This is a genomic window from Paenibacillus glycanilyticus, assembly GCF_023715145.1.
Classification (GTDB): Bacteria; Bacillota; Bacilli; order Paenibacillales; family Paenibacillaceae; genus Pristimantibacillus; species Pristimantibacillus glycanilyticus_A.
Genome location: NZ_JAMBNP010000011.1, coordinates 186,834 through 203,026, shown reverse-complemented (window position 1 = coordinate 203,026; position 16,193 = coordinate 186,834). Strand labels below are relative to the sequence as shown.

The following is a 16,193-nucleotide window of genomic DNA, read 5'->3' as shown; positions in this document are numbered from 1 at the left end:
CGCCTCCTCTACTCCCCATATATCTGCTTGCTGAGGTAGCGCTCGCTTCCGTCCGGAAATACCGTAACGATATGGCTGCCGGACGGTGCAAGCTCCGCTTCCCTCAGCGCCGCTTCAAGCGCAGCACCGGAGGAGCTTCCGACCAGCAGTCCTTCCAGCCGAGCGAGCTCCTTCACGCGGGCAAACGCAATATCATCCGTAATCGTATGGATCGCATCGAAATAAGAGGCATCCATAAACGGGGCCAGCTTTTCCACGCCAATTCCCTCCGTCCGGTGGGGACCGGACTTGCCGCCCGCCAATATCGAGCCCTCCGGTTCCACGATTACCGTCTTAACGGAAAGGTTCTGTTCCTTCAAATAACGCGCCGTCCCCATAAAAGTGCCGCCCGTTCCCGCACCCGCCACAAAGATATCGATTCTCCCGTCCAGCTCCTGCCAAAGCTCCGGACCAAGCGTGTAATAATAAGCGGAAGGGTTAGCCGGATTCGAGAATTGCGCCGGTGTATACGCTCCCGGAATAGACTGCACAAGCTCTTCCGCTTTGCGGATGGCACCAAGCATTCCCTCCTCCGTTCGGGTATTCACGACCTCCGCTCCAAGCGCGCGCATAAGCGTCTGCTTCTCCATGCTGAATTTCTCCGGTACAACAAACATCACTTTATAGCCTAATCCGATAGCAGCAAGCGCAAGACCAATTCCGGTATTGCCTGCCGTCGGCTCAATAATGGTTCCTCCCTGCTTCAGCGCACCGCTCTCCGCTGCATCCCTCAGCAGGGCGAGTCCCAGACGGTCCTTCACGCTTCCTCCGGGATTCATCAGCTCCAGCTTGGCGAATAAGCGTACGCCTGCAGGCAATGCAAAACGAGTCAGTTCAACGATTGGCGTATTTCCGATCAGCTCATGCACATTGCGATATACAGCCATGTAAACATCTCTCCTCTGCTGTTCCCGTCTAGAGGTTTTGATTTAGGCCAGCTTGACCGCTTCGAGCAGCCATACATAACGATTGAGCCGGGTGAAGCTGACGGTAAAGCCATGCTCCGTAAACAGCTTATTCAAAACTTCGAGAGACGTATAATATTCCGTGCGCAAATCCCGATATAAATTTAGGAAGCCCACATCAAGAGCATTCTGTTCAATCTCCTGCCGTTCCTCCGCGCTTGCAAAGGACGTATCCGCAAATACAACACGCCCGCCGGGCGCGAGCAATTCGCTGTATAACGCAGCAGCCCGTTCTTTCTCCGCATCGGTCAAATGGTGAAAAGCATACGTGCTGACGATCGCATCAACCTGAACCGGCAGCTGAGGAAATTCCAGAAAGTCGCCGTCCAAAACCTCAACCGGCAGCCCCCGCTTCGATACCTCCCGGCGCATCCCTTCCGAGGGTTCGATTCCGTATACTTTATCGCTCCGCTTAAGCAATTTTTCCGTCAAATTGCCCGTGCCAACGCCAAACTCAACCACTGTGCCGCTGACTCTCTCCGCTACCGCTTCAAGAATGCGGTCATACCCTTCGAATACTTCCCGATATTCCACATCTTCTCCGGCAACCGTGCGATCATAGGACTCCGACCATTCGTCAAACAGTGCCGTAAACTCTCTGCCCATCTGTACGCATGCTCCTCTCGTGCTGCCACAATGTGTTGCTTATCCTCAGCATATGTAGCCGGGCTAAAGTTGTTCTCTTTCTCCAACCCTTTTAATCGGATTTATTCCAAAAGAAAAAGCCCCGTTCAACTTGCGAACAGAGCTTCCTATCTTAATTTGATTAATCACCGATTGTAAGCCGGAGCAATCCGGTCTATCCGATTCGTCCAGATGACGCCCGAATATCCGTCTGGCAAGCGCTTCAGATCTTCCAATGTATCAAAGCCGCTTGAAAAATCGCTGCCGTCCCCTCCGACTATAACAACCCGGGTATCCGCTTTTTCCATCCGATCTATAAACTTGTCCGGCCATCCCCATAGGAAAGGTGCAATCTTCTCGGGAATATGCAATTCCGTGTTTTTGCACGCAGCGGGCATGTATCCCGTCCATCCAACGGCCAGATAAGGAATTAAGCATTTCTTCATCGTAGCCTTTGACATCACCCGCATATCCGGAAGCTCTTCTTTCAGAGCAGCGATCGGTTCGTCGCCTCCATAGACGGCCAGCTTGCTTCTGCGTTCTTCCGGAAGCTCGGACAAATAGCGAGCCAGGAGTTTCCCTTCTTCGGGATCATTGCTCTTTACATCGATAAGCAGCGACTTATCCGGAAAATGAGTTAATACCTCTGTTAACGAAGGCATCAGGCCAACGCCTTTACCTCGGAACGGATAACTTTTGCCTCCGTCAGCCGTATAACCGTAGCCAATATCGAATTGCTTCAATTCCTCCATCGTATAATCCCGGGTGACGCCTTTCGCGTTGGTTCGGCAGTCCAGGGTCCAGTCATGAAAGACGGCAAATTGGTCATCTTTCGTGATATGTACGTCAAATTCAACGATATCAGCGCCGGCATCAAAAGCAGCCTCCATGGAGTCTATCGTATTTTCCAGGTAGGGGTACTCCGGTTCATAGATTCGCTCCGCCGTGCAAGTATCGTTCTGAATGTTTTCCATCGTAAAGGTTTGCGCCAGTCCGCGGTGGGCAAGTAAAGCCGGACCGCTGCCTGACGGTTTGCTGAACAAGGAGGTATTATTCAAAAATACCAAAACTACGAATAAAACAAGCAAAATAAACGCTTTGCTTTTAATAATCTTCCTAATTCGATTCATGGGCTGCTCCTTCCAAACTGCACTGCCATACAGCAGATGCTCTAATTCTGCCGAAGCGGCCCATCTTTTTCAATGATTGCTTAATTACTTTTGACTGATAGGGCAAAAGAAAACCGCACTGCCGTCAAAGGCAAATGCGGTCTCTTGAGCGGTAAGCGCCTCATTTTTTTAGATAAGTTCCTCTTTTTTTTTGATAACGACATTAAATTTAAAAAGCTGACATCGGTTTTAAAAAAACGACATCAGCTTTATGGAAGAATATCAACGAGCTTAGGATCGCGCTTCCTGCAGACTGCGTTTGCGATCGCTTAATGTCAAACCGAAGCATACGACCAGAACGAGGAAGGCCAGCGTATACGGATAATTAATATCCACATCGAACAGAAATCCGGCGATAATTGGACCTGCAATGTTCCCAAGACTGGTGAACGCCGAGTTGAGGCCCGCCACATAGCCCTGCTGGTCCTTGGCCACCATCGACATCTGAGTGCTGATCGCCGGACGCAATATGTCAATCGCGAGGAAGATAATAAACGTAACGGCGAACACCATCCAGAATTGATGGACAAACAGGGTAAGCACAATAAATATACCCGCGAACAGAAGGCAGACCGAGATCACGTTCCGTTCTCCGAAGGTCCTGAGGATCCAGCTGAAGATGGTGAGCTGAACGACGGCGCCGGCAATGGAGCCAAACGTGATAATAAAGGCGATATCCTTAGGCTCATAGCCAAACTTGTGATCGACGAACAATCCGAATACCGTTTCGAAATTCGCCAGCCCGAAGGACATGACAAACACGATGATCAAGCTTAGGAAGTAGGGCTCACGGTACGCATACCGCAGCTGCGTAAGAAGCCCGCTTCTCTCTTTGGCTGCCGCCGGAGCTGCAGCTGCTTCTTCCTCCTGCGCCGGCTTCGATTCGGGAAGCACAAACAAATTGATAAGAGCGGCAATCAATCCCGCTACGCCAGCCGCATAGAAGGGCACCCGGATCCCGAACTCGGCGATATATCCGCCAATGCCGGGACCAATAATAAAGCCGGTGGTAATGGCCGCGTTAATAAACCCCATGCCCGCAGCCCGTTCTTCCTTGGTTGTAATGTCTGCCGCATACGCCATAACGGCCGGCATAATCATGGCGGCGCTAATGCCGCCAAGCAGCCTGGATACAAATAATAAGACGGAAGATTCCGCGACCCCAAACAGCGCCTCGGATCCGGCAAACACGATCATGCCGATGACGATCATCCTTTTCCTGCCGAACTTATCGGATAACCGGCCGGCAAGCGGCGAGAACAGAAGCTGCGTCAGCGAGAAGGCCGCAACAAGCAGGCCAACAACCCCTCCGGTAATGCCGAGCGTCTCCATGAACTTTGGCATAATCGGGATAACAAGCCCGATCCCCGTGAACACTAGCAATAAATTAAACATCAGGATGAGCAGAGCTCCCCGATTCTTAAGCAATAAAGTCATTCCTTATTCCCCCGATTCCCATGCTGTGATAATACTGAATATTCATTCTAGATTATTGCAGAAAAAAAGGCCTAGCGGGCCGGTTTGGCAATGCCATGCAGGAACACGTCCATAGCCAGCCGGTAAGCCGCCAGAGCTTCATCCCGTTCCATTCTTCGCGTATGCTGATTAAGGCCATACATCAGACTGTCCAGAATAATGGCGAGTCCGGTCACATTCGCGGATTCGAATTCGCCGTTGTCGATGCCCCGCTGCAGCAAATTCCGGTTAAAGTCAATATAACCCTTTACCATCTCATTAATGCGCTCTTCCACTTCCGGATTTTTCTCCGCATTGTAGAAAAACTCGTCAACGGCCTTCGTAAGCGGGTGATTAAGCTGATCATGCGCAAGATGCTCCGCCATGCCGTACAGCTTATCGACCGTGGTCGTATATTGAGGCTCCTTCGCCAGCCAGGTCTCTTCCCACTCCGTATTCCAGTCCTCGATCAGATGCAGGAACAGCCCTTCCTTGCTCTTGAAGTGATAATAGATGTTGCCGGCACTGCAGCCTGTTGCTTTCACGATATCTTCGATCGATGTCCCTTTATAGCCCTTCTGCACGAATAAAGCCCGCGCGGCGTCTGCTATTTTTCTCTTTGTCTGCTCGGTTTGCTGCTTTTTTTTATTCACTTCGTCTCACCCCGCTTAAGCTCCGGTCACCATACTGAACATTTATTCAGTATCTTAAGCGATAAACCCGTTAAAGGCAACTGCGTTCTGTTCGTTAGAATAAAAAAAAAGACTGTCCGCGCCGGCAGGCTTTCGGAACAGTCCATAAGCATTATGCTTACAGCTTACGCGAAGGGTAACGCTCGTTTCTCCGCGCTGCTTAGCATCGCAAGCTCAATTACTCTAATCGTATTTCTGGCATCGGCCGCATCCACCGGTACAGGCTTATCTTCCGTTATCGCTTGATGCATGCCTTCATAGAAGCGTTCGTAGCTGCCTTGCTCGGTTGCCACCTTGCTAGCAACCGCTTGGCCGTCATCCATTAGGGTAAGCTCGCCGTGCCATTCTTCGCGGTCTTTGCCCCAATCGGATTGTCCCGGCAAGCCGCCTTGTCTCAACGTTTCTTCTTGCGAATCGAGACCGTACTTGACAAAGCTGCCCAGACTGCCGTGCACCTGGAACCTTGGACCATGCTGCAGGACAAGCGATCCGCTGTGCAGAATGACCCGCATGTTCTCGTACGTCAAGATCAGATGGAAATAATCAACGACCTCGGAGCCCGCTCTTTGCTGGAGAAGATCCGCGTATACGCTGGACGGCTTCCCGAACAAATGCAAGGCCTGATCGATCAAATGCGATCCCAGATCGTACAGCATGCCGGAGCCGGGACCCGCCTGTTCTCTCCATCTGTCCGATACCTGCGGCCGGTAACGGTCATAATGCGTTTCGTAGGAGGCGATATCCCCGAGTTTGCCGGATTGAATAAGGCCCTTTACGGTAAGAAAATCATTATCCCATCTCCGGTTCTGATACACGCTGAGCTTTCTGTTCTGCCGCTCGGCTGTCGCAATCAGATCCTCCGCCTCTTCCGAAGAGATGACAAAAGGTTTCTCGACTACAACATGCTTGCCGGCCAGCAAGGCCTGCTTGGCATAGGGATAATGCGTCTGATTAGGCGACGTAATGATGACAAGCTCGATGCTTTCGTCGGAAAGCAAATCGTCCAGCTTGTCTACAACAGCGGCGTCCGGCAAGTATTGCCCCACTTTCCCAGGGTTGCTTGATACTACCTTCACGATTTCCATTCCATCTATGGACTGAACGATTGGAGCATGAAAAACTTGTCCCGATAATCCGAATCCGACTAAACCCACGTTTACTTTATTCATTGTTTCGAGCACTCCTTCTCCGCCAATTCTTTAATCAGTATAAGCGATGGCATGCATAGTTACAATCATTTGTAATTATTAAACTTAAGTTAACAAGCATAAAACTTATAACAGGTCATGTTTTTCTTGTATCCCCATTCCCCTGATGCTTATAATGGGATAAGAATGCGCTTATAAGGTGGGCATAAGATGACGCAAGAGGAACGGATCCAATCGATCGTCGATTATTTGAAACGGAATCAGAATATAAGCATGGAAGACATTTGTACGAAGTACGAGGTCTCTTATGATACAGCAAGACGCGATCTGGTCAGGATGGAAGCCGACGGCTTAATCGTCCGCGTGCGCGGCGGCGCCATACTGCCTACGATGACCAAGCATATTAACAGCTACAAGGAGCGGCTCGCCGATGCCGGGAGCAAGCGTTCCATCGCCCTGACTGCCGCAGGACTTATCCAGAACGGCGATTACATGATGCTGGATACGGGCACAACGACGCAATTCATCGCCGAGTTCATGTCCACCACGGGCAACGTTGTGGTGACCAATTCGATCGATATTGCCGCGATCCTCTGCGACAAGCCGCAGACAACCACGCATTTGCTTGGCGGCATGCTTCATGCCTGGCATCGGTACGCCTATGGCCCGCGCACGATTGAGATGCTAAGCGACATCCGCGTAGACAAGCTCTTTCTGGGTACATGCGGCATTTCGGCCGAAGGGTTATTTACCCCTACGGTAGAAGAAGCATACCTGAAACGGGAAATGATCAAACGGGCGAATCAGGTCATTCTGCTGGCCGACTCCGCCAAGTTTGAGAAAACGCTGTTCCACCGCGTATGCCCGTTTGACGACATTGATATTCTGATCACCGATGCCGAGCCTCCCGCTCCATTCCGCAAAATATGCACCGAATACGAGATTAAGGTAATCGTTGCGGCCGGCTAAAGGCTGGACGAAAAAAAAGCTTGGCATGGATGACTCCATGCCAAGCTTTTGTCTTATCTGCCCGTTGTGCCCCAAGCCTCGGTTAACGCGTTATATTCCGTTTCGGTCAGATTCAGGAAGGAGCCATGTCTCTTCTTCGTTGCGCCAAGGTTATACTCTTCCGGATTCAGAATACGGAACTGTCCGCTCGACAAATCCTCGGTAATAAGCGGCAGATACCCTTTGCCCGTTGCGTATTGATCAACCATCAGACACCACTCGTTGCGGTCGTTGAATTTGAATACTTCGGGCCCTTCTACCCCAAACAGGTTGTCCAATACAGGAGAATGCAGCTCCGAGAATGTCGACGGAGACAGCGAGCCGCTGCTCTCAACCGTAATGCATTTTGTTGTTTCATCCTTCGAATAACGGTAATACGCATCCCCTTCGCGGATAATCGTCGTATCGATCACATGATTGCCCCGCTCGATGTATTTCTCGGGCTTCGTGAAGGCCGTAAAATCCTTCGTCCTCGAGCTATATATAATCTGCTTAGGTTCGTTGTCTCCCTCTTTCACCATAGAGGCCCAGAACATCAGATGCTCCCCGGCTTCCTCGTCAAAGATGCTCTCCGGCGCCCAGACGCAGCCCGCATACGGAAGAGCAATCTCCGCGCTTCTCTCCTTCGACCAATGCACGAGATCAAAAGATTCCCAAACGATTATGGAGCGGCTGCCGCGGTGCTGCGCAGCATCCCAGCCCTTGTCGCTCGCAATCCGCAAATCGGTCGCAATGATATAAAACTTGTTATCAAGCGGAGAACGGATGACAAATGGGTCGCGCACTCCCTTTTCCCCAATCCCGGATTGCAAGACGGGCTTACCCTCATTCAGATCATTCCAGTGCAGTCCATCCCGGCTGACAGAGAAATAGACCTGCTCTCCATCCTCATGCTCACCGGTAAAATGCACAAAAAGATAAGCTTTATAATCCAATGACATGTTGTCTTCCTCCTAAAAAGAAATGCTCTCCAGCTTCAATTATCCGGTAAGAGCGGCCGTTTGATAAGCCCTTATTATGCTAGGAATTGACCTATCGTGCTTTTTTTTCGCAGACCTCCCGCAACGTGTCCGTCATGCAACACACTACAGAAAACTAACTTTCCAAACAATTAAGCGATCTAAACTTTAAATATCAAACAAAAAAGTATTGAAAACTTTATATTGTTAATTCCATATTCTTCTGCTATACTCGGTCTCACTAACATGTTAGGAAAACTCACACACAAACAAGAGAGAGGGAGATTTCAGTATGGGGAAACGTATGTCATGGAAGGTTGGCCTAGCTTTATCCGCATTTACGGTGCTTGGATCGCCACTCTATGTTGCGAATGCTAACACGGAATCACTGCCAAAAACCCATTATCTCGCCGCTAATGCGGACAATGTCCGTTGGGGGAATATCGGCAAGGGAGATCCGGTGCTTACGGTCAACTCCGGGGACATCGTAACGGTCGAAGCCATCACCCATCATTCCGGCGATGATTACGAGAGAATGATTGAAGGCGATGCCGGCGTAGAGGATATTTTCCACTGGGACAGCGTAGAGAAGAACGAGGATTTGCGCGGACCCGGCGTACATATTATGACCGGACCTATCGCTGTCGAAGGAGCCGAGCCGGGTGACGTGCTGGAGGTCAAGATTCTGGACATGAAGCTTCGGCCTAACGGCAATGAGAAATATGCGGGCAAAACCTATGGCGTCAACGCAGCCGCCAATTGGGGTTACTTGTATGGTGACATGGTAGAGGAACCAAAGAAACGGGAAGTCGTCACCATCTACGAGATGGAGTCGGACGGCGTAACGGATTATGCTACGGCCTTATACAGCTTCAAGTGGACACCGCAAACCGATCCGGACGGCAAAGTCCATCCGACCATCGATTATCCGGGCGTCATCGTGGACCATGATACGGTTGAAGAGAATTTCAATGTGCTTAAAGGCGTGAAGGTTCCGGTAAGGCTGCATTTTGGCACAATGGGCGTCGCTCCGAAGGAAGCGGATATCGTGGACTCCGTCCCTCCATCCTACTTCGGCGGCAATGTCGACGATTGGCGCGTTACCGAAGGCGCAAGCATGTACTACCCGGTGTCCGTGCCGGGCGCTCTGCTTTCCGTGGGTGATCCGCATGCCGGCCAAGGCGATTCGGAGATTAACGGAACGGCGATCGAGACATCGGTCACTGGGGATATTCAAGTTATTCTTCATAAGAAGGCGGACTTGGACAAAAAGCTGAGCGATCTCAATTACCCGCTGCTCGAGAATGAGAATGAGTGGGTCGTGCACGGCTTCAGCTACGCCAACCACCTGGCAGAGCTTGGAGACAATGCGCAGAAGGACATCTACAACAACTCTTCTATTGATAAAGCGATGAAGGACGCCGCGCATAAAACGAAGGATTTCCTGATGAAAGGCATGAATTTGACCGAAGACGAAGCCTACTCCCTCATGTCGGTCTCCACGGACTTTGGCATTACGCAGGTTGTCGACGGCAACTGGGGCGTTCATGCCGTCATCGGCAAGGAACAGTTTGGCGAGTCGGAGCAAAAGACGGTAGGACTGCGAAGCAGCTTTGAAAGCTTTGGCGGCAAGGTTGGCTGGAATAACGCCAAGCAATCGGTCATCATCAGCTATAACGGCAACAAGCTGGAGATCAAGCTCGGAGAAACAACCGCATCGTACAACGGAGAAAACATCAAGCTCATCGCTCCTGTTCAGCTGGCGAATGAAAAAGCCGTAGTAAGCGACTACTTTGCAAGCTTCTACAAATCCGTATTATCGAAGACCAATAAATAATATCGGCACTCATTGCTTATTTTCTAAAAAAAGAACCGCCGGATTTCAAGCCCCGGCGGTTCCTTTAAATATTCAAGCCATCCTGATTCTTATGCCGTTTCAGCAGAATCTGGTTCTCGACGCGCAGGATCCCTTTCAGCGAATAGATCGATTCGTGCATGAACCGGTCCACCTCATCCATATCCTCCACCAGGTAATGGACGTGAAGCAGACATGGCCCTGTCATTTCATAGAGAACAACGACGCGTTCATTCGCCTTAAGCGACTCCAGAATTTCATCCAAATGCGCGGGCTCCACCTCAAGCTCCAGATAGGCGGATATTTTCTTCCCCAGCTTCTCGGCATTAATCACGATGGAGAACTGCTCAATAATGCCTTGATTCACGAGCCTGTCGATCCGCTCCTTCACCGCAACCCCCGACAAGCCCACTTCCTTAGCTAAATCGGTATATGAAATCCGGCTGTTCTGAGACAGCTTCAGTAGAATATGATTATCGATCGAATCCAGCATGGTCTCACCTCTTTAGTCGTTATTGTAACAGATCTAAAGAGAAGTCTCACCGTTTGTCTTCTTTCTGCCTCTATACTTACTGATGATTATGCTGATACCTGTAAAACACAGAAAACAAATGACAAACTCAAACAAAAAAGCAACAAGTCCAAAATCATACCAGAATAATGTCGCTTCTCCGGAGCCCTCTCCGTCATCCAGAGCAAATCCAAAAACAGCAGCCTCCTGGTCGTTTCCTTCGTTGCTATCTGCTATGCTCCACCATTCAAGAAACAGCCAATGGAGCACCGGAACCGCGGCAGAGATGATTGCTCCAAGCGCGACTATGTTTTTCTTCATCCATGTCTCCTTTAGGGCATACGGGAAATAAATATCCATCCCCTTCTTTTCTCAATACAGCCCGTTTTTCCTGCTCGCGAATCAAAAAAAAGTGCTCAACGCAGCTTAGCTGTGCTGAGCACTTTTCATTAGGAAATCTCTACGCGAAGCGTCCACGCGTTGGTCGATCCAGGCTGCGCCTGCTTCGTTTTGCCAAGCTCATGCGCGCGATAAACGCTGTCCATGTAGCCGGTTGCCGGTTCTACGGCGAAGGTGTAATCGCCATAGCCGCCGTAATTGGCCCACATCGCCAAGTACGGCACGTCCTCGGGGGAGAACCGGAACCGCATGCTGTCGCCCGACGAAGGATCCGTTAATTGCACGTCGCCTTCCTGCAGCGGTGCAGTGAAGTAATATTTCTCGGCTGCGTTCTTGTCCTTATCCTCCAGCACGGACAAATCCACGGCAACGCCATCCCGACCGGACGCTATCGGGAACGTATTGGTATCCCGCATCCGTCCTAGCCTCTCGTCTTGCGAATAAGCGATCTCGATCTCGCTTAATGAAGGGGAAACGTTCAGCTTCATCCCTGCGCGGATATTGAGCAGAGGATGGGCTGCCCACAAATAAGAGAACGCGTGCGTCGTGGGGTTAACCACTTCATAATCAAGAAGCAGCTCACTGCCTGCTAAGGATACCTTTTTGCTGAAACGATAAGGTACCTGTCTGCCTTCGACGATTAAGCGCAAGCTTTCGCCTTCAATCGCGTACGTCCAAGGAATACACCAGACCTCGCCATGATCGGGATAAGACCTCTCTTGCCAGGGCTCATCCGGACAAGCGCAGGCTTCAATCGTCGGGAACATCTCATCCCAGCCGCCTTGATCGCCTTCTTCCCAGTTCATCCCGTAATGCAGCGCCGTCCAGGGACGTTCCGTCCGGTGAATCCAATCCTTCCCGCTTCTCTTATTGATCAGCGAGATTACTTTGCCGCCGCGCTCGGGGACGAGACGTACTAGAAGGAGATCGTTCTCTCCCTGCAGCACGGTATATCCCTGCTCTTCCGCAATGCTCCACAACGTTCTGGACATAAGCTCCTCCCTTACCCTTTTTGATGAAGAAGAGCTCCCTGGTGATTCGGTTCCGATTGCAGCACTTCCGCAAGCCGTTCATTCGCTTCGGCCGTTCGGCCAAGTCCAAGCAGACCAAGCCCCATCATATACAGGCAGTGAATCCGGTTGCGCTTGTTCAGGTCATCCTCGAATACGAGGAAATCCGGCAGCGATACGGCAAAATAATCAATCTTCACTTCATCGAACAGATGCTTCTCCGCATAGTCGATCAGCTTGTTGAATCTGCGCTTTGCTTCCTTCTCATTGCCCAGTTCAAGCCATGCCTTGCCCTGATAGAAGATCATATCCGGCGGCTGATCATTGTAATACATGGCGCTTGCCGGCTCCTCAAGCCCTTGCGAAGCAATCGCCCAATGGTAGGCGGCTTTTGCTTCATCGCCAAGTTGATTATAGGCACGGCCAAGACCGTAATGAACGTTGTTTTCCTGGGCGCCGTCAAGCTTGCCTTCTCCCAGGTTCTCCGGATATTTCAATGCCCGGTTGAATAGCGCAACCGCCTCTTTGCCGTTTCCTTGCTGTAAATTATGCTTGCCAAGCTCCACAAGAGCAAGCACATACTGACCGGTTACTTTTCCTTCGCCGCCTTCCCATGGATGGAACTGACGGGAGAGCAAGGCTTCGAGCGCCTCTTCATGCCGTCCGAGAAGATTGAGCAGCGTCACGAATTCCAGATACAAATCATCCCGTTTATCGACAAGCTCCTTATACTGTTCAAGACGCGACAAGCGTTCCTGAGCGGACATGCCGATCTTCTTGTACAGCTGATCCAGCTCATAGAAGACGCGCGCGTCTGCCCCGTTGTTAGCGAAAGCCTTCTCCAGGGACTTACGGGCAGCCTCCGGTTTGTTCTGTTTGTTGAAGTAGGCCAGCGCAAGATTCCGATGGACCGTTGGGAACTTATCCTGCAGAGACGCTGAAATCTCCCAATGCCGGATCGCTTCTTCATGGCGTTTCTTATCGTAGAGCAGATTGCCCAGATAGTAATGGGCTTTATCATCCGCTGGATGAATAGCTTGCGCGCTTGTCAGAATCTGCAGCTCGAACAGGCTGTTCGGGAAGCAGTAATCCGAAGGTGCGGCTTGACCCGCCTGGCGCTGGGCGGCAGCCTCTTCGCTTCTTCCTTCCTGCTCGTAAACATACGCCAGCGCGTAGTGGACTAACGGGTAAGCTTGATTGCTTTGGCTCAGAATCGCTTGCTCCAGCACATCGCCTGCCTCCGCATAGAGACCGCTTCCCGCGTAATCCGCTGCCAGATTCATATAGTTATGAACATCGCCGCGCAGCAAACGCGCCACGTTATTCAACGCCTCTGCCCCTTCCTTTTCTCTGCCCAGCCCGGTTAGAATCAAGCCAAGCTCGTAAGCTGCTCCGAAATCCGCAACATCCAGCTTCAGGGTCTCTTCCGCAAAAGCCAGCGCTTCGTTCAGTCTGCCTGCCTTCCGCAGCAGCGCTGCCTTCAAATGTCTCGCCTTATAGTTGCGGCCATTGCGGATCAGCGAACGTTCAACAAGCTCCAATGCCTCAAGCCATCCCCCTTGACCTGCTGCGATCTGAGCCAGGGAGAAGTATCCGCTGTCCTGCCAGGCTGCCGACCATACCGACTTATAAAAGGCCGCGAAGGCTTCCTTGTTCTTCTCCTGCAGCTTCAATGCTACGCCAAGCTGGTAATAAGCTTCGCTGTCGTATGGGTTCGGATTGCGCCAGGTCAACGATTTGACTGCCGCACGGAAAAGGGCCTCCGCTTCCTGGAACTGTCCTCTGCGCAATAACAACGTTCCGTAAGCCACGTTGATGCGAATATCCGAGCTGTCGCGCTTCAGACCTTCGAGATAATACGCTTCCGGCTCAAACGTTGCATGACGGTATTGCTCAAGATGCAATCCAGCCAGATACAACTGTTCGTTTGTGTTAAGCTCCTCCGGCAACGGAAGAGGCTTAGCCGCATCCGGAACCTGTTCAATGGACGGCTCGGCCGGACGGTAGGAAATGAGGCTGCGACCAGCCGAGTCGTATACGGCAACCTGCAGATGATGCGGCTGATCGTCCTCGTCCAGAGTAATGACGGTTTTGAACGTCGATTCCGGCGACAGGTTAATCGTCTCCTGAATGTAAGTGCGTCTCGAGCCTTTCAGCTCAATCACCGCATCCACAAAGACCGATGTGGCATAAGCCATCACAACCGCCGTGCGGGCAGCCTCGTCAACCTCCAGGTTCACGGCTGCGTCGATGGAAGCGTTCTTTACGACGCCGATGTTTTTATAAGGCATGAAATATTGCTTAAACGTCTTCTCTTCATAGGGCTGAAGCCACGTAAAGTCCGGCTGGTTATCCGTAAAGACGCCCGTCATCAGCTCGATGTACGGACCGTCCTCATCCGTCAGATTGCGGTCCCAGGCTTGGCCGAATTCCCCGTTGCCCCATGTCCACTGCTTCTTGCCCGGAGATACATGATGGTTCGCGACATGCAATAATCCCGCTTGAACGCCGTGATCGTAGCCGCCTACGAAGTTATAGTCCGACTTGTAAGCCATATAAGAGGTTGGAACCGGGATATTCTTGTAGCGCGAAATATCGACGCCTTCGGAATAGTCCATTTTATAGTAAGTGCCCGTTGCGATCGGGAACCGCGATACGTCGCGCTTGCCGTGGTCAAATACGGCCGTTACGTCCGGAGGAAACACCGATTGAGTATGATCGTTAACCGCAACCGCCGGATTTGCCCACCAGAGGAAGGTTTGAGGCTCAGGCGTGCGGTTGTACAGCTGGGCGGAGATTTCCAGATAAGCTTTGCCCGGATACAAGGTGAAGCCGGTTGTCACTTTGGTGCCGTACATCCGGTCGATCTCGCTGACCCAGACCGTCGCGCTGCCGTCGTCATTTTGCGTGAACAGATGCTCGACAGGCCCGTAGGTGTTCGGACGGTGATGCTGCGGCCAGTTGAACTCGATTCCGCCGGAGATCCAAGGTCCTGCCAACCCTACCAGCGCGGGCTTAATAACGCGATTATAATAGACAAAGTCATAATTGTTCGTTTTATCCAGTGCCCGGTAAATCCGGCCGCCAATCTCCGGCATGATCTCGATGCGCACATATTCATTCTCCAGGATAACCATCCGGTAAGTCTTCGCTTCTTTTTCGTCCAAAATTTTATCAATAACAGGATGCGGATACACGCGGCCCGAGCTTCCTTGATATACGCGCTTCTCCAGGAACATTGGATTCTTATCCGGTTCACCGGTACCGTACGTCGGAATGTCAACGGCTTCTTCCCACACCCGAACGGCTGTTTCAGCGGATGACGCGGCTTGCTGTATATTCATTTATTTTCTCCTCCTTTATCACTTACCTCCAATTTACAGCTGATGAGCCTTGAATCCAATTGACGAAACTCGGCTCTTGATGGATGATATTCTTATAACCGATGGAGGAAACTACAAATGGATGAGACCCGGAAAAAAGACGGTTTTGAATCGCAGAAGCTATTTATTCAACCTGATTATATATTGGGGGAACTTGCCGCCAATGAACTGACCAGCACGCTGTACGTCAGCGATATCGGCTGTTTTCCAAAGGCTCAGTTTCATTACCGGGAGAGAATGGAGGGCTGTGATTCCCACATTCTTATTTATTGCGCGGATGGCGAGGGCTGGCTTGAAACGGGGAGCCAGATGAAGATATCGCCCCGGCAGCTTGTTGTCATCCCGGCGGGAACACCTCACCGTTACGGCGCGTCCAAGGACAACCCCTGGACGATTTATTGGATGCATCTGCATGGCCGGCATGTGCTGGAGCTTATCCAAACCTATGGGCTGGACACCGGCCTGCTGCTCCCTGTTGCCACGCATGCAAGATGGCTGGAGGATTTCCAGCAATGCTATTCCCTCTTGTCGGACAAGCCGTACTCCATGCCCGCGCAGATTCATGTCTCCCAGAGCATCAGGCATCTTCTCAGCCACGTCGGCTTAACGACAACCATTCAAGACAAAAAAAGAGAGGATTACATGGAGCAGGCGATCCGTTACATGACCGATCGGCTGACTGACTCCATCACCCTCCCCGAATTAGCCGGGCATACCGGCTTGTCCAAGCAGCATCTTATCTATCTGTTTAATAAGGAGACGGGCTGTCCGCCCATCGAGTTCTTCCTTCGCATGAAGATGCAGCGGGCCGGCCAGATGCTTGCGCTGACCAATCTGAGCATCAAGGAAATTTGCGCCGAGTTCGGCATCTCCGATCCCTACTATTTCTCGCGGCTGTTCAAGAAATACATGGGCGTATCCCCTACTCAGTTCCGGAATACCCCGAAAGGGTAACGTCCGAAGCGCTTCAGACTTA

Annotated in this window: 14 protein-coding genes; 3 read left to right on the top strand and 11 right to left on the bottom strand. The window is 51.3% G+C overall.

The genetic code is table 11. From position 1 onward, the window contains the following. Nucleotides 1-8: 8 nt before the first annotated feature. The 6 genes from M3194_RS24835 to M3194_RS24810 form a co-directional block, all read right to left on the bottom strand. Nucleotides 9-926 carry a PLP-dependent cysteine synthase family protein gene (locus M3194_RS24835; RefSeq protein ID WP_251656783.1) on the bottom strand — a complete coding sequence of 306 codons (918 nt, stop codon included), beginning with the start codon at nucleotides 924-926 and terminating at the stop codon, nucleotides 9-11. A gap of 42 nt (nucleotides 927-968) precedes the next feature. Then, a complete protein-coding gene (locus M3194_RS24830) occupies nucleotides 969-1,610 on the bottom strand; it encodes a class I SAM-dependent DNA methyltransferase (RefSeq protein ID WP_251656782.1) in 642 nt (213 codons plus the stop codon). Between the two features lie 164 nt (nucleotides 1,611-1,774). After that, a complete protein-coding gene (locus tag M3194_RS24825) occupies nucleotides 1,775-2,758 on the bottom strand; it encodes a glycerophosphodiester phosphodiesterase family protein (protein ID WP_251656781.1) in 984 nt (327 codons plus the stop codon). Between the two features lie 270 nt (nucleotides 2,759-3,028). Next, nucleotides 3,029-4,234, bottom strand: a complete 1,206-nt coding sequence (locus tag M3194_RS24820; RefSeq protein ID WP_251656780.1) for an MFS transporter — start codon at nucleotides 4,232-4,234, stop codon at nucleotides 3,029-3,031. 71 nt (nucleotides 4,235-4,305) lie between these two features. Beyond that, a complete protein-coding gene (locus M3194_RS24815; protein WP_251656779.1) occupies nucleotides 4,306-4,905 on the bottom strand; it encodes a TetR/AcrR family transcriptional regulator in 600 nt (199 codons plus the stop codon). Between the two features lie 164 nt (nucleotides 4,906-5,069). Further along, nucleotides 5,070-6,113, bottom strand: coding sequence for an oxidoreductase (locus tag M3194_RS24810; RefSeq protein WP_251656778.1), 1,044 nt, complete (start codon nucleotides 6,111-6,113; stop codon nucleotides 5,070-5,072). A 189-nt stretch (nucleotides 6,114-6,302) separates the two neighbouring features. Between M3194_RS24810 and M3194_RS24805 the strand changes: the two genes are divergently transcribed. After that, nucleotides 6,303-7,061 (top strand): DeoR/GlpR family DNA-binding transcription regulator, encoded by a 759-nt coding sequence (locus tag M3194_RS24805; RefSeq protein ID WP_251656777.1) that lies wholly within the window; start codon nucleotides 6,303-6,305, stop codon nucleotides 7,059-7,061. A 53-nt stretch (nucleotides 7,062-7,114) separates the two neighbouring features. Here M3194_RS24805 and M3194_RS24800 read toward each other — a convergent pair whose 3' ends face one another. After that, nucleotides 7,115-8,041: a glycoside hydrolase family 43 protein gene (locus M3194_RS24800; RefSeq protein ID WP_251656776.1), complete on the bottom strand. Its 927-nt coding sequence runs from the start codon at nucleotides 8,039-8,041 to the stop codon at nucleotides 7,115-7,117. A 310-nt stretch (nucleotides 8,042-8,351) separates the two neighbouring features. Between M3194_RS24800 and M3194_RS24795 the strand changes: the two genes are divergently transcribed. Continuing rightward, nucleotides 8,352-9,896, top strand: a complete 1,545-nt coding sequence (locus M3194_RS24795; RefSeq protein WP_251656775.1) for an acetamidase/formamidase family protein — start codon at nucleotides 8,352-8,354, stop codon at nucleotides 9,894-9,896. 64 nt (nucleotides 9,897-9,960) lie between these two features. Here the strand turns inward: M3194_RS24795 and M3194_RS24790 are convergent, their stop codons facing one another. The 4 genes from M3194_RS24790 to M3194_RS24775 all read right to left on the bottom strand — a co-directional run bounded on the left by M3194_RS24790 (nucleotide 9,961) and on the right by M3194_RS24775 (nucleotide 15,178). Next, on the bottom strand, nucleotides 9,961-10,407 hold the full coding sequence (locus M3194_RS24790; protein WP_251656774.1) for an Lrp/AsnC family transcriptional regulator: 447 nt from the start codon (nucleotides 10,405-10,407) through the stop codon (nucleotides 9,961-9,963). 33 nt (nucleotides 10,408-10,440) lie between these two features. After that, complete coding sequence (locus tag M3194_RS24785) at nucleotides 10,441-10,746, bottom strand: hypothetical protein (RefSeq protein WP_251656773.1); 306 nt, start codon at nucleotides 10,744-10,746, stop codon at nucleotides 10,441-10,443. Between the two features lie 128 nt (nucleotides 10,747-10,874). Continuing rightward, the gene (locus tag M3194_RS24780; RefSeq protein ID WP_251656772.1) at nucleotides 10,875-11,816 is read right to left on the bottom strand and encodes a DUF5107 domain-containing protein; all 942 of its coding nucleotides are present in this window, start codon (nucleotides 11,814-11,816) and stop codon (nucleotides 10,875-10,877) included. 11 nt (nucleotides 11,817-11,827) lie between these two features. Then, on the bottom strand, nucleotides 11,828-15,178 hold the full coding sequence (locus M3194_RS24775; protein WP_251656771.1) for a DUF5107 domain-containing protein: 3,351 nt from the start codon (nucleotides 15,176-15,178) through the stop codon (nucleotides 11,828-11,830). A 117-nt stretch (nucleotides 15,179-15,295) separates the two neighbouring features. On the opposite strand from M3194_RS24775, the gene M3194_RS24770 reads away from it, so the two are divergent. Further along, nucleotides 15,296-16,171, top strand: coding sequence for an AraC family transcriptional regulator (locus M3194_RS24770; protein WP_251656770.1), 876 nt, complete (start codon nucleotides 15,296-15,298; stop codon nucleotides 16,169-16,171). Nucleotides 16,172-16,193 lie beyond the last annotated feature (22 nt).

Excerpts from the sequence above, each read along its gene's own strand:
- M3194_RS24810 (WP_251656778.1), bottom strand. The coding sequence starts at position 6,113 with ATGAATAAAGTAAACGTGGGTTTAGTCGGATTCGGATTATCGGGACAA.
- M3194_RS24770 (WP_251656770.1), top strand. The coding sequence starts at position 15,296 with ATGGATGAGACCCGGAAAAAAGACGGTTTTGAATCGCAGAAGCTATTT.
- M3194_RS24775 (WP_251656771.1), bottom strand. The coding sequence starts at position 15,178 with ATGAATATACAGCAAGCCGCGTCATCCGCTGAAACAGCCGTTCGGGTG.
- M3194_RS24835 (WP_251656783.1), bottom strand. The coding sequence starts at position 926 with ATGGCTGTATATCGCAATGTGCATGAGCTGATCGGAAATACGCCAATC.
- M3194_RS24790 (WP_251656774.1), bottom strand. The coding sequence starts at position 10,407 with ATGCTGGATTCGATCGATAATCATATTCTACTGAAGCTGTCTCAGAAC.
- M3194_RS24785 (WP_251656773.1), bottom strand. The coding sequence starts at position 10,746 with ATGAAGAAAAACATAGTCGCGCTTGGAGCAATCATCTCTGCCGCGGTT.
- M3194_RS24820 (WP_251656780.1), bottom strand. The coding sequence starts at position 4,234 with ATGACTTTATTGCTTAAGAATCGGGGAGCTCTGCTCATCCTGATGTTT.
- M3194_RS24805 (WP_251656777.1), top strand. The coding sequence starts at position 6,303 with ATGACGCAAGAGGAACGGATCCAATCGATCGTCGATTATTTGAAACGG.
- M3194_RS24780 (WP_251656772.1), bottom strand. The coding sequence starts at position 11,816 with ATGTCCAGAACGTTGTGGAGCATTGCGGAAGAGCAGGGATATACCGTG.
- M3194_RS24800 (WP_251656776.1), bottom strand. The coding sequence starts at position 8,041 with ATGTCATTGGATTATAAAGCTTATCTTTTTGTGCATTTTACCGGTGAG.
- M3194_RS24825 (WP_251656781.1), bottom strand. The coding sequence starts at position 2,758 with ATGAATCGAATTAGGAAGATTATTAAAAGCAAAGCGTTTATTTTGCTT.
- M3194_RS24830 (WP_251656782.1), bottom strand. The coding sequence starts at position 1,610 with ATGGGCAGAGAGTTTACGGCACTGTTTGACGAATGGTCGGAGTCCTAT.
- M3194_RS24795 (WP_251656775.1), top strand. The coding sequence starts at position 8,352 with ATGGGGAAACGTATGTCATGGAAGGTTGGCCTAGCTTTATCCGCATTT.